Annotated in this window: 25 protein-coding genes and 1 pseudogene; 11 read left to right on the forward strand and 15 right to left on the reverse strand. The window is 48.9% G+C overall.

Going from position 1 to position 22,749, the window contains the following annotated elements; translation table 11 throughout:
- Positions 1–15 precede the first annotated feature (15 nt).
- The gene (locus tag MTCT_RS08325) at positions 16–1,404 is read right to left on the reverse strand and encodes a B12-binding domain-containing radical SAM protein (protein WP_048176313.1); all 1,389 of its coding nucleotides are present in this window, start codon (positions 1,402–1,404) and stop codon (positions 16–18) included.
- A gap of 73 nt (positions 1,405–1,477) precedes the next feature.
- Complete coding sequence (locus MTCT_RS08330) at positions 1,478–2,047, reverse strand: TetR/AcrR family transcriptional regulator (protein ID WP_231855295.1); 570 nt, start codon at positions 2,045–2,047, stop codon at positions 1,478–1,480.
- 101 nt (positions 2,048–2,148) lie between these two features.
- Here MTCT_RS08330 and MTCT_RS08335 point away from each other — a divergent pair, with 101 nt between their 5' ends.
- The gene (locus MTCT_RS08335; RefSeq protein WP_048176315.1) at positions 2,149–2,481 is read left to right on the forward strand and encodes a hypothetical protein; all 333 of its coding nucleotides are present in this window, start codon (positions 2,149–2,151) and stop codon (positions 2,479–2,481) included.
- Between the two features lie 82 nt (positions 2,482–2,563).
- Here the strand turns inward: MTCT_RS08335 and rfbB are convergent, their stop codons facing one another.
- The 6 genes from rfbB to MTCT_RS08365 are packed head-to-tail and all read right to left on the reverse strand — an operon-like array spanning position 2,564 to position 6,782.
- A complete protein-coding gene (gene rfbB / locus MTCT_RS08340; protein WP_048176316.1) occupies positions 2,564–3,574 on the reverse strand; it encodes a dTDP-glucose 4,6-dehydratase in 1,011 nt (336 codons plus the stop codon).
- A gap of 10 nt (positions 3,575–3,584) precedes the next feature.
- Positions 3,585–4,142: a dTDP-4-dehydrorhamnose 3,5-epimerase gene (gene rfbC / locus MTCT_RS08345; RefSeq protein ID WP_048176317.1), complete on the reverse strand. Its 558-nt coding sequence runs from the start codon at positions 4,140–4,142 to the stop codon at positions 3,585–3,587.
- A complete protein-coding gene (gene rfbA, locus MTCT_RS08350) occupies positions 4,135–5,013 on the reverse strand; it encodes a glucose-1-phosphate thymidylyltransferase RfbA (protein ID WP_048176318.1) in 879 nt (292 codons plus the stop codon). The genes rfbC and rfbA overlap by 8 nt, the downstream gene beginning before the upstream one ends.
- A gap of 10 nt (positions 5,014–5,023) precedes the next feature.
- A complete protein-coding gene (gene rfbD / locus MTCT_RS08355) occupies positions 5,024–5,857 on the reverse strand; it encodes a dTDP-4-dehydrorhamnose reductase (protein WP_048176319.1) in 834 nt (277 codons plus the stop codon).
- Positions 5,858–6,574: an HAD family hydrolase gene (locus MTCT_RS08360; RefSeq protein WP_231855296.1), complete on the reverse strand. Its 717-nt coding sequence runs from the start codon at positions 6,572–6,574 to the stop codon at positions 5,858–5,860. It lies immediately after the preceding gene.
- A complete protein-coding gene (locus tag MTCT_RS08365) occupies positions 6,558–6,782 on the reverse strand; it encodes a hypothetical protein (protein WP_048176323.1) in 225 nt (74 codons plus the stop codon). The genes MTCT_RS08360 and MTCT_RS08365 overlap by 17 nt, the downstream gene beginning before the upstream one ends.
- A gap of 81 nt (positions 6,783–6,863) precedes the next feature.
- Between MTCT_RS08365 and MTCT_RS08370 the strand changes: the two genes are divergently transcribed.
- From MTCT_RS08370 to tsaA, 3 genes are read left to right on the forward strand one after another with little or no spacing between them, the layout of a single operon-like run.
- Positions 6,864–7,211 (forward strand): metalloregulator ArsR/SmtB family transcription factor, encoded by a 348-nt coding sequence (locus tag MTCT_RS08370; protein ID WP_048176324.1) that lies wholly within the window; start codon positions 6,864–6,866, stop codon positions 7,209–7,211.
- A 15-nt stretch (positions 7,212–7,226) separates the two neighbouring features.
- Complete coding sequence (locus MTCT_RS08375; RefSeq protein ID WP_048176325.1) at positions 7,227–7,880, forward strand: cyclase family protein; 654 nt, start codon at positions 7,227–7,229, stop codon at positions 7,878–7,880.
- Positions 7,881–7,906: 26 nt separating this feature from the next.
- Positions 7,907–8,311 (forward strand): tRNA (N6-threonylcarbamoyladenosine(37)-N6)-methyltransferase TrmO, encoded by a 405-nt coding sequence (gene tsaA, locus MTCT_RS08380; RefSeq protein ID WP_084126311.1) that lies wholly within the window; start codon positions 7,907–7,909, stop codon positions 8,309–8,311.
- Between the two features lie 63 nt (positions 8,312–8,374).
- Here tsaA and MTCT_RS08385 read toward each other — a convergent pair whose 3' ends face one another.
- Positions 8,375–8,863, reverse strand: coding sequence for a flavodoxin (locus MTCT_RS08385; protein WP_048176326.1), 489 nt, complete (start codon positions 8,861–8,863; stop codon positions 8,375–8,377).
- Positions 8,864–9,342: 479 nt separating this feature from the next.
- Here MTCT_RS08385 and MTCT_RS08390 point away from each other — a divergent pair, with 479 nt between their 5' ends.
- Entirely contained in the window at positions 9,343–10,017 is a 675-nt protein-coding gene (locus MTCT_RS08390; protein WP_048176327.1) for a class I SAM-dependent methyltransferase, read from the forward strand.
- Between the two features lie 94 nt (positions 10,018–10,111).
- Here MTCT_RS08390 and MTCT_RS08395 read toward each other — a convergent pair whose 3' ends face one another.
- From MTCT_RS08395 to MTCT_RS08405, 3 genes are read right to left on the reverse strand one after another with little or no spacing between them, the layout of a single operon-like run.
- Complete coding sequence (locus tag MTCT_RS08395) at positions 10,112–12,697, reverse strand: ATP-dependent helicase (protein WP_048176328.1); 2,586 nt, start codon at positions 12,695–12,697, stop codon at positions 10,112–10,114.
- 5 nt (positions 12,698–12,702) lie between these two features.
- Complete coding sequence (locus MTCT_RS08400; protein ID WP_048176329.1) at positions 12,703–13,449, reverse strand: metallophosphoesterase; 747 nt, start codon at positions 13,447–13,449, stop codon at positions 12,703–12,705.
- Positions 13,446–14,387: a prenyltransferase gene (locus tag MTCT_RS08405; protein WP_048176330.1), complete on the reverse strand. Its 942-nt coding sequence runs from the start codon at positions 14,385–14,387 to the stop codon at positions 13,446–13,448. The genes MTCT_RS08400 and MTCT_RS08405 overlap by 4 nt, the downstream gene beginning before the upstream one ends.
- Before the next feature lie 137 nt (positions 14,388–14,524).
- Between MTCT_RS08405 and MTCT_RS08410 the strand changes: the two genes are divergently transcribed.
- From MTCT_RS08410 to MTCT_RS08425, 4 genes and pseudogenes are all read left to right on the forward strand, one after another.
- A complete protein-coding gene (locus tag MTCT_RS08410) occupies positions 14,525–15,058 on the forward strand; it encodes a HEAT repeat domain-containing protein (RefSeq protein WP_231855297.1) in 534 nt (177 codons plus the stop codon).
- 136 nt (positions 15,059–15,194) lie between these two features.
- Positions 15,195–16,670 carry an NAD(P)/FAD-dependent oxidoreductase gene (locus MTCT_RS08415; protein WP_048176334.1) on the forward strand — a complete coding sequence of 492 codons (1,476 nt, stop codon included), beginning with the start codon at positions 15,195–15,197 and terminating at the stop codon, positions 16,668–16,670.
- A gap of 52 nt (positions 16,671–16,722) precedes the next feature.
- Positions 16,723–17,583, forward strand: a pseudogene (locus MTCT_RS08420) (phytoene/squalene synthase family protein).
- An 11-nt stretch (positions 17,584–17,594) separates the two neighbouring features.
- A complete protein-coding gene (locus tag MTCT_RS08425) occupies positions 17,595–18,488 on the forward strand; it encodes a prenyltransferase (protein WP_052457428.1) in 894 nt (297 codons plus the stop codon).
- A gap of 48 nt (positions 18,489–18,536) precedes the next feature.
- On the opposite strand, the gene cruF is transcribed toward MTCT_RS08425, so the two are convergent.
- Genes cruF through MTCT_RS08440 form a run of 3 tightly spaced genes read right to left on the reverse strand, consistent with a single transcriptional unit; the run spans position 18,537 to position 20,668 of the window.
- A complete protein-coding gene (gene cruF, locus MTCT_RS08430) occupies positions 18,537–19,271 on the reverse strand; it encodes a bisanhydrobacterioruberin hydratase CruF (protein WP_048176697.1) in 735 nt (244 codons plus the stop codon).
- Positions 19,264–20,106: a carbon-nitrogen hydrolase family protein gene (locus MTCT_RS08435; protein WP_048176336.1), complete on the reverse strand. Its 843-nt coding sequence runs from the start codon at positions 20,104–20,106 to the stop codon at positions 19,264–19,266. The genes cruF and MTCT_RS08435 overlap by 8 nt, the downstream gene beginning before the upstream one ends.
- Before the next feature lie 10 nt (positions 20,107–20,116).
- Positions 20,117–20,668 carry a manganese efflux pump MntP family protein gene (locus tag MTCT_RS08440; protein WP_048176338.1) on the reverse strand — a complete coding sequence of 184 codons (552 nt, stop codon included), beginning with the start codon at positions 20,666–20,668 and terminating at the stop codon, positions 20,117–20,119.
- 247 nt (positions 20,669–20,915) lie between these two features.
- Here MTCT_RS08440 and MTCT_RS08445 point away from each other — a divergent pair, with 247 nt between their 5' ends.
- Both MTCT_RS08445 and MTCT_RS08450 read left to right on the forward strand, forming a co-directional pair.
- Positions 20,916–21,833 carry a S1C family serine protease gene (locus tag MTCT_RS08445; RefSeq protein ID WP_231855298.1) on the forward strand — a complete coding sequence of 306 codons (918 nt, stop codon included), beginning with the start codon at positions 20,916–20,918 and terminating at the stop codon, positions 21,831–21,833.
- 53 nt (positions 21,834–21,886) lie between these two features.
- Entirely contained in the window at positions 21,887–22,744 is an 858-nt protein-coding gene (locus MTCT_RS08450) for a MoxR family ATPase (protein ID WP_048176340.1), read from the forward strand.
- Positions 22,745–22,749: the final 5 nt, after the last annotated feature.

A 22,749-nucleotide genomic window follows, 5' to 3' on the forward strand; every position in this document is an offset into this window, starting at 1 on the left:
AACTTTTTTAAGCCTTTAATTTTTTCTCAGGGGGATCTTAGGCTCAATGTATGTCCTGTACAGTGTTTCAAAGAATACACGTATCATGTATGTGTGCTTCAGGAGATATGAGGGCCTTGAATAGAATTTGAGGTATGCCTTAACGAGTTTTCTCTGGATAAGTTCACGGCTTAGGCCAAGTTTCTCGTACCTTATAACAGGCTGTATAACGGTGTACCGATCCCAGTCCTCCTCCAGGAGCCCCTTACTTTTGAGTTCAGTGTAAATGGGGGTGCCAGGGAAGGGTGTCAGTATGGAGTACTGGCTGTAGTCCGGGTCAAGTTTTATTGAAAAGTCGATGGTCCGGTCCATCTCAGAGGGTCTCTCACCAGGGTAACCGAGAATGAATGATGTTATAACATCCAAACCGGCCCTTTTAGCGGCCTTCACAGCGTCCTCTGACTGCTTAACTGTTATGCCCTTTTTCATCATATCAAGGATGCGCTGACATCCTGATTCAACACCATAGTATACTGTGCTCATCCCTGCCTCCCTCAGAGTCCTCAGCAGTGGCTCCTGAACCATATCCACCCTCGAGGATGTAACAAAGCTCACATCCAGACCTCTTCTTCTGATCTCCTCTGCTATTTCACGGGCCCGTGGCCGATGCAGCATGAAGGTGTCATCAAGGAAGGCAATTTCACGGAGGCCGTAGATCTCGGTGAGTTCCTCAACCTCATCCACGACGTTTCCGGGACTCCTGAAACGAAACTTTTTACCCATTATAAGGGATGAAGAGCAGTAGCGGCAGGGGTAAACGCATCCACGGCTTGTTATCATACCCCCCGCCTCCTGACTGGAGGTTTCATAGTCCCTGAAGGGCACAAGGTGCCTTGCAGGAAAAGGGATGTCGTCGAGGTTCTCTATGAGCGGCCTTGGAGGTGTGGTTCTGAGCCGCTCATCGGCGCGGTAGCTGATACCCTTAACCCCCTCGAGGACACCCCTGTCCCCCCTTTCATAGCCCTCTGCTAGTTCGACGATGGTTTCCTCACCCTCACCCATAACAACAACATCAAGCTCCCTGCAATCACTGAGGGTCTCCAGAGGGAGAAACGTGGGGTGTGGGCCACCTATAACCGTAAGGACATCGGGAAGAACTCTCTTTATGGCCTTTATGTACTCAAGGGAGGTCTTTATAGTGGCTGTGGTTGCGGTTATCCCAACGATGAGGGGGTTGAGCTTTTCAACGAGGAGTGCAACACCCTCTGCCCCCATCCTTCTGAGGTCGTCGTCTATTATCTTCACACTGAAGGAGGCCCTCTCAAGGGCTGCTCCAAGGTACATGAGGTTGAGGGGAGGTAAAACAAATCCAAGTTTATTCTTAACAGCTGTCTGATCCTCAGGGTTTATGAGAACAACGTCCAATAAAACACCACCATTTAATTAAGGCCTCCTAGGGAATGGCTTCTTTAAGGATACCTTTCAGTCTATTCATCCCTCAGGGTTTTAAGCCGTTCCACAGGATGTCAGTGAATTCGTTTGGGGGTCTGGTTTCATGGCATTTGAAGTGTGAACTTAGGCTTGCATGTGAGATGTAACCTATTATAAGTTCTGCGGCGACTCCAGGATCCACATCACGGATCTTTCCTTTTTCTGTCATTTTGCTGAAATAATTCTCAAGTGAGGTGTATATCATCTCTCCTGTTGAATCTGAAATTTCCCATTCCTCAAATCCGTGTTCCTCAAGTTCTCTCTCAGCCAGCATCACAAATAGGAGGTCCATTTTCTCGTTAACAATGACCTCTGTGAGCCCTGAGATAACATCATAGATGACCTCCTGGGGCTCCCTGTCTGCATTAAGGACATCATCGAGTAGTGCAGACACCCTTCTTCTGCTTGTATCCATTATCCTTTTCAGTAGATTTTTCTTGGATCTGAACTTTCTGAAGAGTGTTACTTCGCTGACACCGGCTTCAGCGGCTATCCCCCTTGTTGTGGTCCCCCGGTAACCCTTTCTTATGAAGAGGCTTCTTGCAGCGTCCAGTATCCTATCCTCTGTGGAGACCATGATATCACTTATGTAAGTAATTACTAACACACCTTATATAAACCTATCCTCCAGATAAGGACGGGTTAATATTATATAAAACCAGCAGCACAGATTAAACCATGGAAATAACCGAGGACGATGTTATCCAGTCCCTGGATATCTTCACAGCTGTCCCTGTATTTCTGCTTAAGCGCTGGGCCGGGAGGGGCACCAACCTCGCGGCAAAATTCAGGTCCCAGATAATGAGCCAGTACTCTGACTTGTCCCTGATGGACAGGGAGCGGGTTAAAAGAGTACTTGAAATGGACGTATCAGAGATTCAGGAGATACTTGAGAGGGCCTACATCAGAACAGGTAAGAAACAGCTTAAGATACTTGCAGATCCCTCAAGCAGAAGATTCATAGAGGTGAACCTCCGTGAGGTCAGGGGGATACTTGATGGGATCCTCTGAGGGCGCACCATCCCTACTTGTTAAAGGACCCCCCATTAGACCCCAGGTCATGACGCTGTAGCTCTTCTTCCTCTTTATGTGATCATGACCGAAGCCTTTCACCATACATGCGCTCATAGTACCTGAGGTACTCCCCGCTCTTGATGTTCTCCCACCACTCTCTGTTTTCAATGTACCACTGGATGGTCTCCCTTATACCCTCCTCGAAGGAATAGGTGGGCCTCCAGCCAAGTTCATCCATTATCTTGCTTGCGTCTATGGCATATCTCCTGTCATGTCCTGGCCTGTCATCAACAAATTTTATGAGGGACTCATCCTTCCCGAGTTCCCTGACGATTAGTTTAACGATCTCAATGTTCCGCCTCTCATTGTTGCCACCTATATTGTATACCTCACCGACACGGCCATGGTGGAGTACCAGGTCTATGGCCCTGCAGTGGTCATACACGTGTATCCAGTCCCTCACATTCATGCCGTCACCATATACAGGGAGGGGTTTATCCTCGAGGGCGTTGGTTATCATGAGGGGTATGAGTTTCTCAGGGAACTGGTAGGGGCCGTAGTTATTGGAGCAGCGGGTTATGTTGGTTGGAAGACCGTAGGTACGGTTGTATGCCCTGACAATGAGGTCTGCAGAGGCCTTGCTGGCAGAGTAGGGACTGTTGGGTGCAAGGGGAGTATCTTCTGTGAAGTAACCTTCCTCTGCAGAGCCGTAGACCTCATCTGTTGAAATCTGTATGAACCTCTCAACGCCGTGCCTCCTTGAGGCCTCCAGTAGTGTCTGAGTACCCATGACATTTGTCCTTATGAATATGCCAGGGTCCTCGATACTCCGATCAACGTGGGATTCCGCCGCAAAGTTCACAACAGCGTCAGAGTCTGCTATGAGGCGGTTAACAAGTTCCTTGTCGGTTATGCTGCCCTTAACAAATGTGTAACGCGGGTCATCCTCCACGTCAGCGAGGTTTTCAAGGTTCCCGCAGTAGGTAAGGGCGTCAAGGTTGATTATCTCATAGCTGTGGTTCTCAAGCATGTACCTTATGAAGTTGCTACCTATGAAGCCGGCTCCACCGGTTACAAGAATCCTTTCCATTCAAATCTCCTCAGAGGTAAACTGGTCTCTCCTTCAGGGGCTTCCAGTTTCTGTCCTTATCTGAAATTATGAGCTCATCCACCATTTCCAGGGGCCACTCTATTCCGATGTCAGGGTCGTCCCAGGGTATGCCAGAGTCATATTCAGGGAGGTAGAGTTCCGTGCACTTGTAGTTGACTATGCACTCATCTGCGAGGGCCAGAAATCCATGCGCAAATCCCTCTGGAATGAAGAATTCCCTCCGGTTCTCCTCTGAAAGGAAGACACCCACCCATTCACCGTAGGTCTTTGAGTCCCTGCGGAGGTCCACCGCAACATCAAAGATCTCACCCTTCACAGCCCTTATGAGTTTTCCCTGGGGCTTTTTTGTCTGGAAGTGAAGGCCCCTGAGAACGCCCCTCTGTGACATGGACTCATTGTCCTGGACAAAGGTGATATCAAGGCCATGGTCCCTGAATAATGCCTGGTTGAAGGTCTCCATGAAGTATCCCCGTTCATCTTCGTAGACCTCAGGTTCTATGATGACTGCACCATCGAGTCTGGTTTTCTGGAATTTGAATTCACCCATGGAAGTTTCCCTCCGCGAGGTCCTTCAGGTATCTGCCGTATTCTGTCTTTTCAAGTTTTTCTGCCAGTTCAAGGAGATCGTCCCTTGTGATCCACCCGTTGTTATAGGCTATCTCCTCAAGGCATGCGATGTAGAATCCCTGCCTCTTCTGTATGGTCTCTATGAAACTGCTTGCCTCCAGGAGGCCGTCGTGGGTACCTGTGTCAAGCCAGGCCATACCACGGCCCATGAGCTCCACCCTGAGCTTCTTCATCTTCAGGTACTCCTCATTGACGGATGTTATCTCAAGTTCACCCCTCTCAGATGGCTCTATTCTTTCGGCAATTTCAACCACCCGGTTGTCATAGAAGTAGAGGCCAGGGACGACGTAGTTGGATCTGGGTCTTTCAGGTTTTTCTTCTATTGATATAACCCTGCCCTCACTGTCGAATTCAACAACACCGAATGGTCGGGGGTCCTTTACATAGTAGCCGAATATAACAGCACCCTCCCTGATGGATGCGGCCCTCTGGAGTATTTCACTGAACCTGTGCCCGTAGAATACGTTATCGCCCAGGACCAGGGCCACCCTGGAGTCTCCAATGAAATTCTTCCCCACAATGAATGCATCGGCAATACCCCGGGGTTCCTCCTGCACCTCATAGGAGAACCTGACACCGAACTGTGAACCATCCCCCAGCAGGTCCCTGTAGAGTGGAAGGTCCCTTGGTGTTGATATCACCAGTATATCCCTTATACCTGCGAGCATCAGCACAGATAGCGGGTAGTATATCATGGGCTTATCATATATGGGCAGGAGCTGCTTTGAAACAGCCCTTGTTATGGGGTAGAGGCGGGTTCCTGAACCCCCTGCCAGCACTATACCCTTCATTGTCCACCTCCTATCTCATTTCTTCAAGGTAATCCTTAAGGGCTTCCCTGTAGCTTCTAAGGGGTCTGAAGCCCTCCATGATCCAGTTGTAATTTTTTAGAACAGAAAATGATGGCCTGCGGGCGGGTCTCGGGAATTCATGGCTCCTTACAGGTTTCAGTTTAACATCCATCTGCAATGCATGAAATATCTCCCTGGCAAATTCATACCATGAGCAGTGGCCAGAGTTTGTTATGTGGTAAACACCATAAGCGGGCCTTTCAATGAGCTTCCCGATTGCACCTGCAAGGTCACGGGTGTATGTTGGAGATCCGTACTGGTCATCCACGACACTTATCTCATGGCCCCTCTCTGCCAGTTCCACCATGGTCCTTACAAAGTTCCTGCCATTCCTGCCAAAGAGCCAGGAGGTCCTCACTATGTAGAATTTATCTGTCAGATCCCGCACAGCAACCTCGCCCAGGTACTTGGTTTTACCATAGAAGTTCAGGGGATCAGGTTCATCAAATTCAAAGTATTCATCACTCTTCTTGCCATTGAAGACGTAATCGGTGGATATGTAAACCAGACTGGCACCTGTCTGTGATGCGGCAGCCGCAACGTTCCTGGTCCCGAGTACGTTCACCTGATAGGCGGTTTCATGCTCTGACTCGGCACAGTCAACATCTGTGAATGCAGCCGCATGTATAATGGTATCCGGCTGAGTTTCGGCTGCAAGCTCCATGACACCCTCAAGGTCCCGGATGTCAAGATCTCCTGACGTTAAAACATCATGTTTTTCTTTCAGGACATCAATGAGGTCACTTCCAAGCATACCAGAGGCCCCGGTTACAAGAACCTTCATTCAATCACCCATAATGCTCACTGCAGCCCCATAACCTGTTATCTCAAGAAAGGCATCAACGTCACCGAGACCCTCAAGGACGTAATCGGCGCCTGCGGCCTCCAGTTCATCGACAGTGAAGTCACCCGTAGCAACTCCCACCGTCGTAACACCGAGTTCCCTCCCGGCTTCAATGTCCCTCGGGGTGTCACCTACGGTTATAACATTTTCCCGCCGTAGCTGTCCGTAAATGGAGGAAGCCCTTTCAAGGGCGAGCCTCAGTATCGAGGCCCTGCTGCAACCCTCGTTACCAAAGCCCCCGAAGTTGAAGTATCCATCAAAGGAGGCCTCCCTGAGCTTCAACCATGCAACAGGCTCAATGTTTCCTGTAACAACTCCAAGGGGTGTTCCGGCTTCACTGAGCCTTTTAAGTATAAACTCTGCACCATCCAGGGCTCTTATGTTATCCCTCTCAAGGTTCAGGCGGTAGTTATAGGAAATCCTATCCACTATCCTCACAAAATCCCCATCGCTGATTTCAAGGCCGTACTTCCATGCGGTCTGGAATATTATCTCCTTATCGGTCATCCCCTGGATGCTACCGATGTCTATCTCAACATCAACATTGAAAAGTTCCCTGAACGCCTGCCTGAAGGAGTAGAAGTGACAGTGGGATCCAACAAGCAGCGTTTTATCAATATCGAATATGATCGTGTTCATCTTAGACCTGCCTCTCATACTTTTTCCTGAGGTGCTCAGAACTGTACTCATAGTAAACTATGTTTGATTTCAGAAAAACCATCTGGGCCGGGGTGCCATTCCTGAGGTAGGTTACGGTTATCTTCCGCTCACTTACCCTTATGTCAATTGCATTTCCACGGGGACCTGTGGTGTAGGTGTGTTCAGCCCCCAGGACGTCCCTTATTCTTATCCAGTCCACTGCCATAGCCCTTTACCCGCTCTTTGATTCTGCTTCACCATCATGGTGACGTTATTATTATCTACAGTTTCATCTATAAATTATTCTATGAAGAGGGATGTCTGTGAAATCGATGATGCCAATGAGGCCCTAGTACTCAGGGTGAAGGAGTCGATGCCTGAAGACGATGAAATAAAGAGACTCTGTGATCTCTTCAAAATATTATCTGAGCCCACGAGGCTCAGAATAATCGAGGCACTCACTCTGGATTCTCTGTGCGTCTGTGAACTGGCATCCCTCCTTGAGATGACCCAGTCAGCGGTTTCCCACCAGCTCAGAATCCTGAGAAGCGCGGGAATCGTTGACTATGAAAGGGATGGTAAGATGGCGCGCTACCACCTCACCGATAGGGGCGTGGCGGATATTATAGAAAACTGCAGGAATAAATGTATCTAGTACAGGAGATATACCATGCATGAACTTCTTTCGCATCCACTGGAGAATGGTTCACCGGTTCACCAGGCACTTGACGATGTGAGGATATCAATCAGGAACAGGATACCTGTGGATGGGTATGAGACCCACACCATCATCACATCCAACCATGCCGGGACCCATGTTGATGCCCCGGCCCATTTCATTGAGGGCGGAAAGAGGATATGTGAATACAGTATTGATGAACTTGTATTCAATGATGTCTGCACTGTGGATGTTGATGTGGGGCCAGGGGATCCCATAGGAAGTGGGGATATTGAGATTCCAGACTGCGACCTCCTACTTATAAGGACGGGCTTCGAGTCAGTGAGGGGCGAGGACACCTACCTGCAGAATAACCCCTGGATCACCCCTGAACTTATTGATAAAATAAGGAGGAACTTCAGGGACATCAGGGCCATAGGGGTGGACTGCATATCAATATCAAATCCAGAACACCCATCTGAGGGCGGGATGGCCCACCTAAGGGCATTTACTGAGGACCCTGACTATGGGGAACCACTTCTCATCCTGGAGGATATGAAACTTATGGATGCTCCGGAGGTTATTGAGAGGGTTTTTGTGGTCCCCTGGACCATTGAGGGGGTTGACAGTGCACCATGTACCGTTATAGCGGAATTTAAGGTTTAATTTTCACGGATCTGTGGAGGGTATCTGTGGAGATAAAAATAAGGCCTGTTGGATTTGTGAGATCCCCATTCATGAGGAGGGAAGAGGCACCTCATCAGGGAAGACTCTCCATGGAGGAGAGCGAGATCCACATCTTCCCGGAGTACCGTGACGCCATGGAGGGGGTTGAACTTTTCAGGTACCTCTTTGTCCTCTACTGGCAGCACCTGGCTGAAAGGGATGTTCTTAAGGTTGTCCCGAGGGGTAAAAAGAGGAAGAGGGGTGTTTTTTCAACAAGGGCCCCTGCAAGACCCAACCCGATAGGGCTGTGTCTGGTTGAGCTGCTGGATTCAGGGGATTTCCTCAGGGTGAGGGGCCTTGATGCACTGGATGGCTCACCTGTCATTGATATAAAACCCTATTATGAGGATATCGATTCACCCGGTGATTGAAAAGGTCAGAACACCTTTCACTGCATTTAGCAGGTTATTGGGGAAGATGCCTGAACATCTGGACTATTCCCTACTTCTGAATGCTGCTTCAACGTCCCTTACAAAGGGTTCTATCTTGCAGTCACAGGTATTCTCCTTTATCTCCCTCTCGGTTATGGCGACTGTCTGGATGGGTTTCTTCCCGATGATCTCGCTCATACGCCTGAATGTTCCCTCTGCACCGCTTCCACCATATGTACAGAAGAAGGCAGCATTCTTTATCTTTGATGCATTTTCCCTGAGGTAGGTGCCCATGGGTACTGAGGGATTACCTGCCCAGACAGGTGTACCCACTATCACAAGATCATAGTCTGATGGGTCCCTTTCATAGGGTTTAAGTACGGTGTCCTTACCCCTCGCGGCCTGGTAAGCTGATTTTAAAAACCCTATGATACCAGTTCGCTTCTGGGTGTCCCTTATCTCCTCGATGTCACAGTTGAGTTCCCTGGCGATCTGAGATGCAACCTCCCTGGTACGCCCGGTTCTTGAATAATATACCACAAGTGCCTTCATGGTTACTGGTATGTAGATGGGCGCATAAATAGTGTTCTCTCTCTGATAAGTGGGGGTTAGGTGAGCCCAATGATCATATTCGTGAATAGCCTGCAGGAACTTGAAAATCAGAAATCTGTGGTATAAGAATCATTATCTGAAGTATGGGGGGTAGCTTCCAGAGATTAAAGGGGGGTTGTTAGGAGTGAAAAAACGGGGAGGTGCTTTTTCATTTTTTATCTCTGGAAGCTGATTTTTTGGTGCTTTCAACAGAACAAAATATCCCGGAAGTTGAAAGCAATAATTTAGGGGGTGATGTGTGCATGAGACACACAAACCTATATGTTAGAATTCTAGTATATAAAGATTTCGGTTGTGTGGGGTGGTTTGCAAGCTAAGGTATCACATACAAAGTAGTGATGGAGGTCCACACACAGATCTCTTTACATGGGGCACATGCTAAAGTATCACATACAACACAACAATGGACAGGTGACATTATGCCGGTTATAGAGGGGCCCCTTTTCACCGCCCGCACATGCCAGGAATACATGAAGATGTTTGATCTCAGGATAAATGAACTTGAGGGGCTGCGGATACTCGACTGTCCAGCGGGTGCCAGCTCATTCATACCACTCATGGCGGAGCGGGGCCTTGAGGTGAGGGCCTGTGACATCATGTACGGTGAGGAGGCAGATACTCTCGGGAATATGTGCAGGGAGCACCTCATGGCACTCACAGATGCACTTAAGAGGATCAGGAACCATTTCGTGTGGAGGTTCTACTCTTCACCTGAGGAGATGCTTGAAAAACGCTTGGATGCCTGCAGGTGCTTTGAGGAAAGCTACAGGGAGTACCCTGAACTTTACGTGAGGGGGGACCTCAGGGATTTACCATTTGGTGATGATGAGTTTGATCTCCTTCTCTCATCCCATCTTCTCTTCATATATGACCACCGCCTTGACAGGGAATTTCATGAAAGGGCCATTTCTGAGATGATACGCGTCAGTTCAGAGGTGAGAATATACCCGATCGTCAAGGAGAACGGAAAACTCTCAGATTATGCAGAGAGCATACTGAAGGATGGAAGAGATGAATTTGATGCATTCACAGTCACGGTGGACTATGAGTTCAGGAGGGGAGGTAACATGATGCTTGTTCTTAAGAAAAGATGACACCAGTTTTCTTGTCCTTTTCATAACTTATGATTACCTGATTTCATCCTTGAAGAAAGGGATATCAGCTTCCTGTTTTTTTCGCATTGGAAGATCACCTGATCTCATCCAGTATGGCCTGATGCATCCTCCTGATGAATTCTATCCGGTCCTCATACTTGAGCACATCCAGGTAGCCCTGGGCAACCAGGTTAAAGGCAAATGGTGAGGGTATCCTCGTGTCAATCTGCTTGATCTCCATCTCACCATCACGGATCCATTCAAGGACCCTGATGGCATTCTCGATGTCCATGTAGTCCTCCATAACCTCCCTGCGGGCCTCCTCGAGTATGGGGAACCTGTCATCCAGTTCACTCACAAATTTAAGGAGTATCTTACCCCTAACCTGCTGTCTGCCAACAGACTTCTCCTCCCCCCGGTACCTGCGGAGTATCATGAGGGCACGGCCAGCGCAGTGCCTGAACCTGCTTGCAAGGGTTTCTGTCCGGTCAAGGGCCTTCTTAAGTATCTCCCGGAGGTTCTCAGGTTCAAGTTCCATGAATGACTCGAGACCACCCATCTTTCCCTCTGAACTCAGATAGAATCCATTGTCAGATACAGATATCATAACGTCCCGCCGGTAACGCCTTGCAATGACATAGGCAACAGCCCTTGATAGGGCGTCGTTAACCCTCCTTCCAAAGAGGCTGTGGAAGACGATGAATTTTCTGCCCCCGAAGCCAGTGTAGTACTCAACAAGCATCCTCCTGATGCTGGGTATTGCCGCGTATAGGTACTGTTCACGGAAATACTCGTAGATTGAACCTGCGGCCCTCTCATCCACGTGGAGGTAGTCCATTATGAACTCGATTATCTCTGCCTTTGAACGCCCGTACTGGAACTTACCATCCATAATGTCCCTGAAGCGCTGTATGTCAACTGCAAGGTCGAAGGAGAGGGGCAGCTGCTCTGAGAACCATGATGGAATGTTGGGGGGCCCTGAGGCGGGGCTGACATTGACGGTCATACCCCTTGCATAGTTGAATCTGTAGATCTTCCCGCCGAGAACAAAGGTGTCGCCCTTCCTGAGTTTCTCCATGAAGTCCTCCTCTATCCTCCCCACAACCTTCCCGTTGCACTTAACAACCGCAGCGCTTCTATCGGGTATGGTCCCTATGTTGGTGGAGTAGAGCATCCTGGCAAGTTTACCCCTCCTCCCGAACATGTTCTTGTCGTGGTCAACCCAGATCTTGGCATAGACGTACCTCTCCTCGAGCTCCGCATACTCCCCTGCAAGGTAGCTGAGTACAGAGAGGTAATCCTCCCTCCTGAGGTTCCTGTAGCAGTAGCTGTTCCTTATAACCTCAAGGGCATGGTCAATGTCCCACGGGTTCTCAATGGCCATCCCGTATATGTGCTGTGCCAGGACATCCAGGCAGTTCTCGGGTACCCTTATGGAATCTATTTTACCCTCAACGGCGTTCTTGAGTATGAGTGAACACTCAACAAGGTCGTCCCTGTCCACGACAACTATCCGTCCCTTTGATTTCTCATGAAGCTGATGCCCGCTTCTTCCGATACGCTGAAGGGCCCTTGAAACAGATTTTGGTGAACTCAGAAGAACCACCAGGTCAATGTACCCGATGTCTATCCCGAGTTCAAGGGACGTTGACGATACAACCGCCTTCAGCTCACCCCTCTTGAGTTTCTCCTCTGTTTCAAGCCTTATCTCCCTTGAAAGCGATGAGTGGTGTGCCATGATGTTTTCATCGGTGTAACTCTCAGGGAAGCGACTTTTCAGGTTGTAAACCACACTCTCGGTCCCGCTTCGCGTGTTGGTGAAGATTAGGGTTGTCCGGTGTTCCATTATGAGGTCGTGGAGGATGTCGTAGAGGGCATTACCAATTTCCTCAGGGTCAGCGGCCACGATATCATCAACCGGGCAGATGAGTTCAATGTCAAGTTCTTTAAGGTAGTTAACGTCCACTATTATGCAGTCCCTTTCATTACCATAACTGTAACCCACCAGGAATTTTGCAACACGCTCAAGTGGATGGACCGTCGCAGATAAACCGATCCTTGTGAAGTTACCGACAAGGTGCTGCAGCCTCTCAAGGCTCAGTGAAAGGTGAACACCCCTCTTATTATCTGCAAGGGAGTGTATTTCATCCACGATAACATAGCGCACAGTTGAAAGCTTTTCACGGAACTTTGGGGCCACAAGGAGTATTGAGAGCGTCTCAGGGGTCGTTATAAGGATGTGTGGGGGATTTTTGAGCATCCTGGAGCGCTCATAGCTAGTGGTGTCACCGGTCCGCACAGCCTTCCTTATCTCAAGATCCCTGCCCTCCTCCTCTGCAATCTCCCTTATACCCTGGAGGGGTTCCTCAAGGTTCCTTTCTATGTCATTATCAAGGGCCTTAAGGGGTGAGATGTATATGCAGTAGACACTGTCCTCCAGTTCACCCCTATCCGCAAGTGTGGTGAGTTCACTGATTATGGAAAGAAACGCGGCGAGTGTCTTACCTGAACCTGTTGGTGACGATACAAGGACGTTCCTCCCCATGTGTATATCCATTATCGCATACTTCTGGGCCTCTGTGAAGTCATCAAAGGTTCTCCTGAACCATTCGCTGACCCAGGGGTGGAGGACAGAGTGTATTCTGCTGCCTGAGTATTTCTTCTTCTGCCTGACTATCATGGGCCTCACCACCCACCATTGAATCCTGTGGATGAGGTGAACTCCATGAGGGCACCCACCGTCCCGAAATCGAAAACCTCAAAGTCCTCAACACCATAGACCTGGAATTCCTCAAGTTCAGCCTTCCTGAGGAAGGGTGATAGTACAGCCTCATGGAGGATGTCGGAGCCCTCGGTTATGAAATTGAAGGATGGCATGACAACGAGGTTCATATCCCTGAAGGGCCCCAGGAGGAAGCATTTGATCTTTTCAACCCTTTCACTGCTTCTGAGACCCACGCATGGGTGTTCGTGGCCTATGATGATGTTTTCAGCGTCGAGTCTTTCAGGTATAACATGGCCATGTGTCAGGAGGAAATCGTCCACCTTCATGGTTTCATGGATCGCAACACCTGATATCCCGGACATGTGGGGTACTATGGGGTCGTGATTCCCCTTGATCAGTGTTATCTCCCTGAAGTTTTCCTGGAGGTAGTCCATCATCCGCATGATTTCCCGGTTCTCCTGACGGCTCACCCTCCCGAATTCATGCTTGAGGTCACCATTTATGATGATACCCGAGGCACCCGATGCGTCCCTTATGGATTCTATCCGCTCAACTATCTTTCTGAACTGGAACCCCGGGACCATCACCCCCGCACTGGTGAGGTACTGTTCATACCCCAGGTGGAGGTCGGCTATTATCATCGAATCCTCAATGAGAAGTGACAGGTCACATATTTCCAGTCCATCCACCAGTTTAAACGTGTTCATTGCATCACCAGGATACTGATGAGGTAGAGGAGGTCAAGGATCCCGAAGGCTATGAGTGAGTTCATTACAACCTCAGATCCCCCCACAACTTCATCGGGGTTATGGATGTAATAATAGATGCAGGGAACTGTGACTGTGAGTGAAAGTAGAGCAATCAGCGGGAAACTGATCCTGGGATCAAAATGGGGGGAGAATTCAAGAAGACCCAGTGCAACCGTTGCAGCAGCCGCACTTAAGGCCATAACCCTTCGGGATGCTCTGACACCCATCCTGACAGGAAACGTCATCTTACCACCCAGCAGGTCCTCCTGGAGGTCAGGTATCTCAACATTTATGATGAAAACAAGCTGCAGCAGCATTATGGGGATGGAGAAGAGGATTAGAGGGGTATCAATCACACCCATGATTACAGAGTAACCCATGGCAGGGAATATGAAGCCTGTCAGGGCTGTTGCAACCTCTCCAAAACCCCTGTATGATAGCCTCGCTGGTGGGGCACTGTAAAACCATCCAAGCAGATTACCGGCAACTGCAAGGAGAAGAACTGCAGGGTTACGGTAGATGAGAGTGTAGATAACTGCAAGTGTCAGGGATACTGATATGAGAAGGACAGCGAACTTCCAGGCAAAGCCTCTGAGTTCAGGGTGTCTCTGGAGAACCCCGCTTCCACCGGTATATGCTGTTGCAGCCTCAGGGTTGTCCAGTTCAAAGTCATAGTAGTCGTTGCTGTAGGATACAGAAAGATGGGCTGGCATCACGATCGCATATCCCATGATGAACTGGTCGAGGGGGAGGTAACCCCTACCTATACCTGCAAGAACAGCCCCTGTGGCATAGAGGATCAGGCCAGCCCCGAGAAATGGAAGTCTACCCAGTTTGATAACCTCAGACAGGAAATACCACCTGGAGTTTTTTTTCTTGACATCCAGTTTATGCATTCACATCCTCCTACCAGCCGGGAATTGGGGTCCATTAACATTTATATCGGCTGCGGAATAAAAGATTATCATCACGGTTTATTATCACAGAATCAATCAGGTGAATTTATCAGGTGATTCTCATGGCTGATAGTACTTTGAAGGATAGGATTTGCCTCATGGATTCAGAGGAAAAGATGAAGGTCGTGGATGAACTTGAACCATCAGAGGAATCAGTTGAAATACTTGCAGGACTTCTGGAGGATGAAAGTCATCCTGTTAGATTTAAGGCCGCAGAAAAACTTGCAGAATTTGGAAAACTGTCCCTTGAAAGGCTCATTGAAATAATGGACACTGCAGAGGGGGAGGTCAGGAGGTACGCCACATTCGCCCTCAAGAAGATAGGGGATCCCGGCGTTGTGGATCACTTCATTGGGGCCCTTGAGGATGAGGACTGGGGTGTGAGGAAATTCGCTGCAAGGTCCCTTGGGGAACTGGGGGATAGGAGGGCTGTGGAACCACTAATAGGTGCCCTTGAGGATGAGGACTGGGGTGTTAAACTTGCCGCCGTGAGGTCCCTTGGCGACCTGAGGGATCCGAGGGCCATAGAACCAATCAAGAAGGCCAGAAGAAAGGGGGATAAGGACTTCAAGAAGGCCGCCAACAAGTCACTTAAAAAGATCCAGTCATAACCCATGGTTTTTTCGTTGGGTGAAGTGTTCATCAATCACTCAATTCAGTAATATTGTTTATTGAAGTCCCCATGAAACTTTTATATTTTTTAAGTGTCATTATAACTATATATATAATATTTTAGCCGGTGGTTTCATGAGGATAGTGATCGTGGGGGCTGGATTTGGAGGTCTATCTGCAGCAGCGCTTCTTGCAAGGGATGGGATGGATGTAACTGTTATTGAAAAAAATGAGGGTCCAGGTGGACGTGCAAGCGTCTACAGTGAGGGGGGGTTTACCTTTGATATGGGCCCATCATGGTACCTCATGCCCGACATATTTGAGAACTTCTTTGCAGAGTTCAGGAGGAAACCTGAGGATTTCTACTCCCTGAAACAGCTTGACCCTGCATACAGGGTATTTTTTGATGATGATAAGGTTGTAGATGTCTCATCAGATATCGAAAGGAACTATGAACTCTTTGACAGCTTCGAGGAAAACGGGGGCGAGAAGCTCAGGGAATACCTCCATTCAGCAGGTGAACTCTATGATTCTGTTGTAAAGGAGATGCTCTACAGGGACTACCGTTCCATCCTTGACTTCCTCAATGGCAAACTCCTTCTTCAGGGGATAAGACTCAACATACTCGAATCCCTTGAGCACTTTGTTAACAAACGTTTTGAGAGTGATGAGGCAAGAAAGATACTCCAGTACTCCATAGGATTCCTTGGAAGCGCACCGCAGGATACACCCTCCATGTACCATATCATGTCCCACATTGACATGACACTGGGGGTTTTCTACCCTGAGGGAGGCATAAGGAGGGTTGCAGAGTCCATATATGAACTCGCACTTGAGAACGGGGCTGAATTCCATTTCAATGAGGAGGTTAAGAGGATAGAGGTTACAGATAAGATGGCAACCTCTGTTGTAACCGACAGGAACATCCACGATGCCGATGCAGTTCTTGTGAATGCAGATTACCCCCACAGTGAACTTGAACTCGTTGATGCCAACCACAGGACCTATGATGAGAACTACTGGAATTCAAGGGTACTGGCACCATCAGCCTTTGTGGCCTACGTTGGTGTTGACCGCACAGTAGACGCCCTTGACCACCATAACCTCTTCCTTGAGAGGGACTGGGCAGACAAGTTCCAGCAGGTCTTTGACCCTGAAAAGGCATCCTGGCCTGAGAGGCCATCATACTATGTTAATGTTCCCTCAAGGACGGATAAAACAGCTGCTCCTGAGGGATCAGACACCCTATTCATACTGGTCCCCCTGGCACCGGGTATGGAGGATAACCATGAGCTGAGGGAGGGTCTCTACAGCAGGGTCATGGATGACCTTGAGAGGAAAACCGGTATGAGGATAAGGGGCCATGTGGTGGTGAAGCGCATATTCGCCATAAATGACTTCAGGGAACGCTACAATGCATACAGGGGGACAGCACTTGGCCTATCCCATACCCTCAGGCAGACCGCCCTCTGGAGACCGGCACATAAAAGCAAGAAGGTCAAAAACCTTTACTACACTGGACAGTACACCCATCCGGGTATAGGGGTGCCTATGACACTCATATCCTCCCAGATTGTCTGCAGAGAAATACTGGAAGAAATGGGTGAATAGTCCAGAATCCTCCATGCAAAGCAACTTTAAAAGTTTTATGGGTGATAGGCTCTTGATTGATGAAAAAATCTATTCAATATTCAAAAGGGGAAGCAAAACATACTTCTACAGCACCCTCTTCTTCCCACCCAAGGTGAGGAGGGACGTTTTCATACTCTACAGTTTCCTGAGAAAGGCGGATGACTATGTTGATAGAATACCACAGGATACCGAGGGGTTCTACGACTTTGTTGAACGCTACCGGGTGGCATCATCAGGTGAAAAAACAGGGGATGTGGTTGTTGATTCATTCGCGGAACTTTCAGCCAGGAAATCTTTCAATAAAGAGTAGACAGAGGCCTTTCTAAGATCAATGGAGATGGATATAACTGTATCATCCTACAGGACAATGGCTGACCTTGAGGAGTACCTCCTGGGTTCATCTGAGGTTGTGGGCCTCTTCATGGCATCCATCATGGGCCTTGACACGGATTCATACCCCCACGCCCGCTACCTGGGGAGGGCCATGCAGTACGTCAACTTCATAAGGGACATAGCAGAGGATGTTGAACTTGGAAGGCTCTACTTCCCGCTGACTGAACTTGAAAGATTTGATCTGGAGTCACTGGATTTAAGTGAAATAAGGGGAAGGGAGGATAATTTCAGGTCCTTCCTCAGGGCTCAGATTGATATTTACAGGGACTGGCAGAGGAGGGCAGAGGAGGGTTACAGGTACATCCCCTACCGCTACCTGGTACCCATAAAGACCGCCGCCGACATGTACCTCTGGACGTCCAGGATAATTGAAAGGGACCCCCTCATAGTCTACCGGAGGAAGGTGAAGCCCTCAAGGGGCAGGGTGGTCTCAGGGGCCCTCCTGAACATGCTGAGGCTCATCAGACCCAGGGCAGCCGTTAATGAGGGGAGTATTTAGGGGACCTTCAAATGTCTCAGATGACCCCAGGATCCCTTTTTAATTCCATAAAAGATTACACGGGCTTTCTGGTCGGCATATCCCGATTCAGGTTCTGGATATACACCGGGGGGACGTATGTAATTGGGTACACCCTTGCAGCGAAGGGGTTCACTGATTTTCTCTCACCAGCCTATTACATCTACCTCATCTACTTCTTTTTCCCGGCTAACGTGTTCATCTACGGTGTCAACGACTACTGGGATGAGGATACAGACAGACTCAACCCCAAGAAGGGCTCAAGGGAGCACATGCTGATGCAGAGTGAGAGGAGGAAACTCAGAAATTCACTGCTTGCAGTTACAGGTATCAGCGTCGCGCTCATGTTTTCACAGAAACCACAGGAGGCCATTCTTTTCATCGGATTTTTATTCCTATCCTATTTCTACAGTGCACCCCCACTCAGATTCAAGGAGAGGCCCTTCCTGGATTTTTCATCCAATTACCTCTACATAATGCCCGGTGTATTTGCCTACAGTCTCGCATCAGGGAGCCTACCTGAACCCATAATCCTCCTTGCAGGCTACTGCCACATCGCTGCCATGCACATATTCTCTGCCGTACCTGACACAGAGTATGATAGGAGGGCAGGGATCAACACAACACCAGTATTTATGGGTGAAAGGGCGGCACTTGCACTTTCAGCAGCCTTCTGGCTGATATTATCTTTCATCACTGTCTATCTTACAGATCTACATCCTCTAAGCTTTCTGGTATTCGCGTATCCTGCATTTCCCCTTTCTGTACTTTTTTTCGAAAGAATAAGGATAGAGAGGGTTTACTGGTACCTGCCCTACGTCAACACAGCCCTTGGGGGTCTGCTCTTCCTTGCGCTCATAAACCACAAGATCTTTCACTGGATTTGATCTTGAAGGTTTTTTGCTGTAGTTTTCTGGATTTAACTATTCCGGATCCTACCACAGGTTTGCCTTTGTTTTAATGAGTATGAGTGCCAGGAGGATTAAACCGGTTATGAAGGGGATCTCAAGTCCAAGGAATAGGCAGGCCGCTGTCCAGAAGCACATTATCAGGTAGAGGCTGGAGATGGTCCCTGATTTCATTTCCTTCGTAGAATCACCCAGAACCACAAGCAGAATAAGGGATGCAATGAAACCTGAGAGCACCCATCCAGCGAAGTTCTGCAGGGGCACACCATAGAATATTCCTGGATTACTCCAGATCCAGAAGTTGAGGGCCACGGCTGCAGGGTCAATCACCACATCTGTGAGGCCCACAAGGAGGGTTGAGAGGCCCAGAAATTTCACTTTCCCACCAACAGATTCCTTTGCAAGATAGGCCGACCCAAGGAAGAGGGGTAGCCAGGCGAATGGGACCGTGAAGGGTGTGTGTCCAAGTATCTTCAGTCCAATGAGTCCGGTGTAGTGGAACTCCGAGTAGGGAAAACCCGTTACTATGGCCAAAGTTTCGATCAGAATTGCATAGGCCCCCAGAACAAGTATCAGAATAACACCACGACCCCTGAGGTCCCTTATCACCGAAATAAATGATGGGAGGGCCATGGATATGATGAAAACAACCGATACCGCGGAATAACCCCCTATATCCACGTTGGCTACAAAGTATGATGAGAACGCAAGGATGATACCCACAAGGAGTATGATGATGGATTTCCTGGAGGGTCTATTCATGATCAGCTCCCTCCCTCCACCTGTAAACATCTGGTCTCCGATTCCTTAGAAGTGGAAGCTCCCTTCTCACTTTCTCCACCATTTCCATATTCAGGTTGGCTGTTAGAACACATTCTGAGCTACCCGCATCAACCATAACCGAACCCCATGGGTCGGCGACAAGTGAGTGACCGTATGCAACATAGGATGCCCGGGGATTTCTTGCAGGGGACACTGCGACACAGTAGCACTGGTTGTCAAGGGCCCTCGACCGCACAAGGAGCTTCCAGTGGGCTGGACCGGTTGTCATGTTGAATGCCCCGGGAAATATGAGAACCTCCGCACCCCCCAGGGCCATCATCCTTGAGAGTTCAGGGAAGCGCATGTCATAGCATATACCAACACCGATCACAGCAGAACCTGTTTCAGTAACGGTCACAGAGCTACCCGCAATAAGAGTGTCGGATTCCCTGAAGGTTATCTCACCCTCCACGTCTATATCAAAGAGGTGAACCTTCCTGTGCCTCGCCACGACTTCACCACCATCATCAATGATGAAGGAGGTGTTGTATATTCCCTCCGGGGTTCTCTCGGGAATTGAACCTGCAACAAGATGGATCCCCAGTTCTGCTGCAAGGGATCTCATTGCGGTTATGGTCTCTCCATTCTCATCCTCTGCATATTCAGGGAAGAGTTCAGAGTCGTAGGGGCATGTGAACATCTCAGGAAGGACCACAAGTTCAGCACCCCGGTTGCACGCTTCCATTATCATCTCAGAGGCCTTTTTGATGTTTTCTTCCTTTCTCTCAGTTACCTTCATCTGACAGATTCCAACCCTCAGACCGGGCACCCCCATAATATGGTCCTCAGAGGACGTTGTTCTCCAGGAGTATCCTTAAACCAATGAGGATGAGGATGACACCACCCAGTGCCTCTATACGGTTTTCAAAGATGTGACCTATCTTCTCTCCAAGATAGCTTCCCGCAAGGGAGAGGAAGAATGTGATGACTCCTATGATTATTATGGGTAACCATATTGATATGTTAAGGAGTGCAAAACTGACACCCACAGCAAAGGCGTCTATGCTGGTTGCAACTGATAGCAAAAGGAGTTCTCGGTAACTGAATTTGAATTCCTCCTCCTCAAGCATGGTGCTCTCGTATATCATTTTCAGGCCGATGAGAAGGAGGAGTGTAAATGCAACCCAGGGCGCAAAGGTTGACACGATGCTCTGGATTTCAATGCCGGATATCCATCCGAGGACGGGCATGAACGCCTGGAATGCCCCGAATGAGAATGCAGTTATGAGGGCGTAGTTGATTCCTGATTCATGGCTCACAAGACCGCGGCTCACTGATATGCTGAATGTGTCCATTCCCAGGCCAATTCCAACGAAAACCATCGATAGAAGATCCATGGGTATCACCATTGAGTAACCATATAATTCTCTCACCAGTTACTTATAAAATCATCTGCAGATGCAAAAAGTTTATATACTACCATTTTAATAACTTAAGTTAACTAAATTTCTTAGATTCTGAAAAACACCTAAAAAGATTTTAATATGCGTTTAAAAAATTTCAGGAAATCTAAAAATGTTTAAAGCCAAAAATAAAAGCATAAGTCATGGATTTGATGAAAAGGAGTTAGAAGAATCAGAAGTAATGGATGCATATTCAAGGGCCGTCATGGATGCCTCCGCGGCGGTGAGCCCCTCGGTTGTCAGGGTAACAACACGGTCAAAATCAGGAAGCAGAGCAGCAGGCGGGGGCTCAGGGGTCATCTATACAGAGAAAGGCCATATAATAACCAACAGCCACGTCATCCACGGGGCAGAGAGGATAGACGTGAACCTCCACACAGGGGAGCACCACACAGCAGAGGTTGTGGGTGATGACCCCCACACTGACATTGCAGTCATAAAAATTGAACCTGAAACAGAACTCCAGGTACCTGAATTCGCAGACTCCAGCAGGGTGAGGGTCGGTCAGCTCGCCCTTGCAATAGGCAACCCCTTTGGCTTCCAGTTCACTGTCACAGCAGGGGTGGTGAGTGCCACAGGAAGATCCCTCAGGACAATGACAGGAAGACTGGTTGATGGGGTCATACAGACCGACGCGGCACTCAACTCTGGAAACTCTGGCGGCCCACTGGTGGACTTCAGGGGGAGGGTACTTGGAATAAACACGGCACTCATAAGGCCGGCCCAGGGGCTCTGCTTCGCCATACCATCAAACACAGTCCGTGAGGTTGCAGATAAACTCATAAAGGACGGCAAAATAAGGAGGGCCCACCTGGGGGTTTCATGTCAGAACATAGTCATCAGGGATGAACTCAGGGAAAAACTCGGCTTGAATTCAGAGAGGGGCGTGATGATAGCATCACTCCAGGATGGCCCGGCAAGGGTCGCTGGAATGATGAGGGGCGATGTGATAGTGGCAATCGATGATGAGCCGGTGGAGACAGTGGACGACATCCACAGGATACTCGGTGAGGAAAAGATCGACGTGGAATGTCACGTGGATGTGATAAGGGGGTCAGAGGTCTGTAAAGTCCAGGTAAGGCCCTCAGAGCTCCAGTGACTCTCCACCAAAATTTTTATGGGTGCACAGAACCATAGGTTATCCGTGGTAAGATGAAACCATCAGAAAAACTGGATGAGATTGACTCATCACTGAGGGGGGTGGGCTACGTACCAGACAGGGAGATCCTGATAACACTCTTCCTGGCACTGGAACTTGGAAAGCCCATCCTTGTGGAGGGCCCCCCAGGCACAGGAAAGACAATGCTGGCCAGAAAGACAGCCGAGGCCCTTGGAAGGGAATTCTTCAGGATACAGTGCTATGAGGGCATAACATTCGAACAGATAGTCGGGGAATGGAACTACCAGAAGCAGCTTCTGAGCCTTGAAAGGTCCAGGATCAGCGGATCCCCAGAGGACGTCTTCACTGAGGATTACTTCATAAAGAGACCCCTCCTGTCAGCATTCATCAATGAGAAACCCTCACTCATCCTCATAGATGAAATAGATAAGGCCGACGAGGAAGTTGAGAGTTTTCTGCTTCAGGCACTTGGAGAAAAACAGATAACAGTCAATGACCTTGGAACCTTTGACCTCAGAAATGATATACTGGTCTTCCTCACATCCAACTCCCAGCGAAACCTACTGGATGAGACAAGGGACAGGTGCCTCTACATCCACATCGACTACCCGGACCCTGAACGTGAAATGGAGATTGTAAGGGCACACGTCCCCTCTGCACCTGCCACTCTTGTTCAGGAGACCGTCATGTTCATAAACCGGATAAGGAAACTGGGTGTCATAAAGAAGCCCTCAATAAGGGCAACAGTGGACTGGCTCCGAACCCTCATGGCCCTTGGAAAGGAACACATTGACAGGGAAACAGCTGAGGAGACCCTGGGTGTGGTTATAAAAAACAGGGCAGACGAGGGCAAGGTTCGGGGGCTTGTGGAATCCCTTGATGAGAGTTAACCACC

Source organism: Methanothermobacter sp. CaT2 (assembly GCF_000828575.1).
Classification (GTDB): Archaea; Methanobacteriota; Methanobacteria; order Methanobacteriales; family Methanothermobacteraceae; genus Methanothermobacter.

Excerpts from the sequence above, each read along its gene's own strand:
- MTCT_RS08405 (WP_048176330.1), bottom strand. The coding sequence starts at position 14,387 with ATGCATAAACTGGATGTCAAGAAAAAAAACTCCAGGTGGTATTTCCTG.
- MTCT_RS08425 (WP_052457428.1), top strand. The coding sequence starts at position 17,595 with ATGTCTCAGATGACCCCAGGATCCCTTTTTAATTCCATAAAAGATTAC.
- rfbB (WP_048176316.1), bottom strand. The coding sequence starts at position 3,574 with ATGGAAAGGATTCTTGTAACCGGTGGAGCCGGCTTCATAGGTAGCAAC.
- rfbA (WP_048176318.1), bottom strand. The coding sequence starts at position 5,013 with ATGAAGGGTATAGTGCTGGCAGGGGGTTCAGGAACCCGCCTCTACCCC.
- cruF (WP_048176697.1), bottom strand. The coding sequence starts at position 19,271 with ATGAATAGACCCTCCAGGAAATCCATCATCATACTCCTTGTGGGTATC.
- MTCT_RS08370 (WP_048176324.1), top strand. The coding sequence starts at position 6,864 with ATGAAGAGGGATGTCTGTGAAATCGATGATGCCAATGAGGCCCTAGTA.
- MTCT_RS08400 (WP_048176329.1), bottom strand. The coding sequence starts at position 13,449 with ATGAACACGTTTAAACTGGTGGATGGACTGGAAATATGTGACCTGTCA.
- MTCT_RS08440 (WP_048176338.1), bottom strand. The coding sequence starts at position 20,668 with ATGGATCTTCTATCGATGGTTTTCGTTGGAATTGGCCTGGGAATGGAC.
- MTCT_RS08435 (WP_048176336.1), bottom strand. The coding sequence starts at position 20,106 with ATGGGGGTGCCCGGTCTGAGGGTTGGAATCTGTCAGATGAAGGTAACT.
- rfbD (WP_048176319.1), bottom strand. The coding sequence starts at position 5,857 with ATGAAGGTTCTTGTAACCGGGGCCTCTGGTATGCTTGGAAGTGACCTC.
- MTCT_RS08395 (WP_048176328.1), bottom strand. The coding sequence starts at position 12,697 with ATGATAGTCAGGCAGAAGAAGAAATACTCAGGCAGCAGAATACACTCT.
- MTCT_RS08390 (WP_048176327.1), top strand. The coding sequence starts at position 9,343 with ATGCCGGTTATAGAGGGGCCCCTTTTCACCGCCCGCACATGCCAGGAA.
- MTCT_RS08335 (WP_048176315.1), top strand. The coding sequence starts at position 2,149 with ATGGAAATAACCGAGGACGATGTTATCCAGTCCCTGGATATCTTCACA.
- MTCT_RS08385 (WP_048176326.1), bottom strand. The coding sequence starts at position 8,863 with ATGAAGGCACTTGTGGTATATTATTCAAGAACCGGGCGTACCAGGGAG.
- MTCT_RS08365 (WP_048176323.1), bottom strand. The coding sequence starts at position 6,782 with ATGGCAGTGGACTGGATAAGAATAAGGGACGTCCTGGGGGCTGAACAC.
- MTCT_RS08330 (WP_231855295.1), bottom strand. The coding sequence starts at position 2,047 with ATGGTCTCCACAGAGGATAGGATACTGGACGCTGCAAGAAGCCTCTTC.
- MTCT_RS08450 (WP_048176340.1), top strand. The coding sequence starts at position 21,887 with ATGAAACCATCAGAAAAACTGGATGAGATTGACTCATCACTGAGGGGG.
- MTCT_RS08415 (WP_048176334.1), top strand. The coding sequence starts at position 15,195 with ATGAGGATAGTGATCGTGGGGGCTGGATTTGGAGGTCTATCTGCAGCA.
- rfbC (WP_048176317.1), bottom strand. The coding sequence starts at position 4,142 with ATGGGTGAATTCAAATTCCAGAAAACCAGACTCGATGGTGCAGTCATC.
- MTCT_RS08445 (WP_231855298.1), top strand. The coding sequence starts at position 20,916 with ATGGATGCATATTCAAGGGCCGTCATGGATGCCTCCGCGGCGGTGAGC.
- MTCT_RS08360 (WP_231855296.1), bottom strand. The coding sequence starts at position 6,574 with ATGAGAGGCAGGTCTAAGATGAACACGATCATATTCGATATTGATAAA.
- MTCT_RS08375 (WP_048176325.1), top strand. The coding sequence starts at position 7,227 with ATGCATGAACTTCTTTCGCATCCACTGGAGAATGGTTCACCGGTTCAC.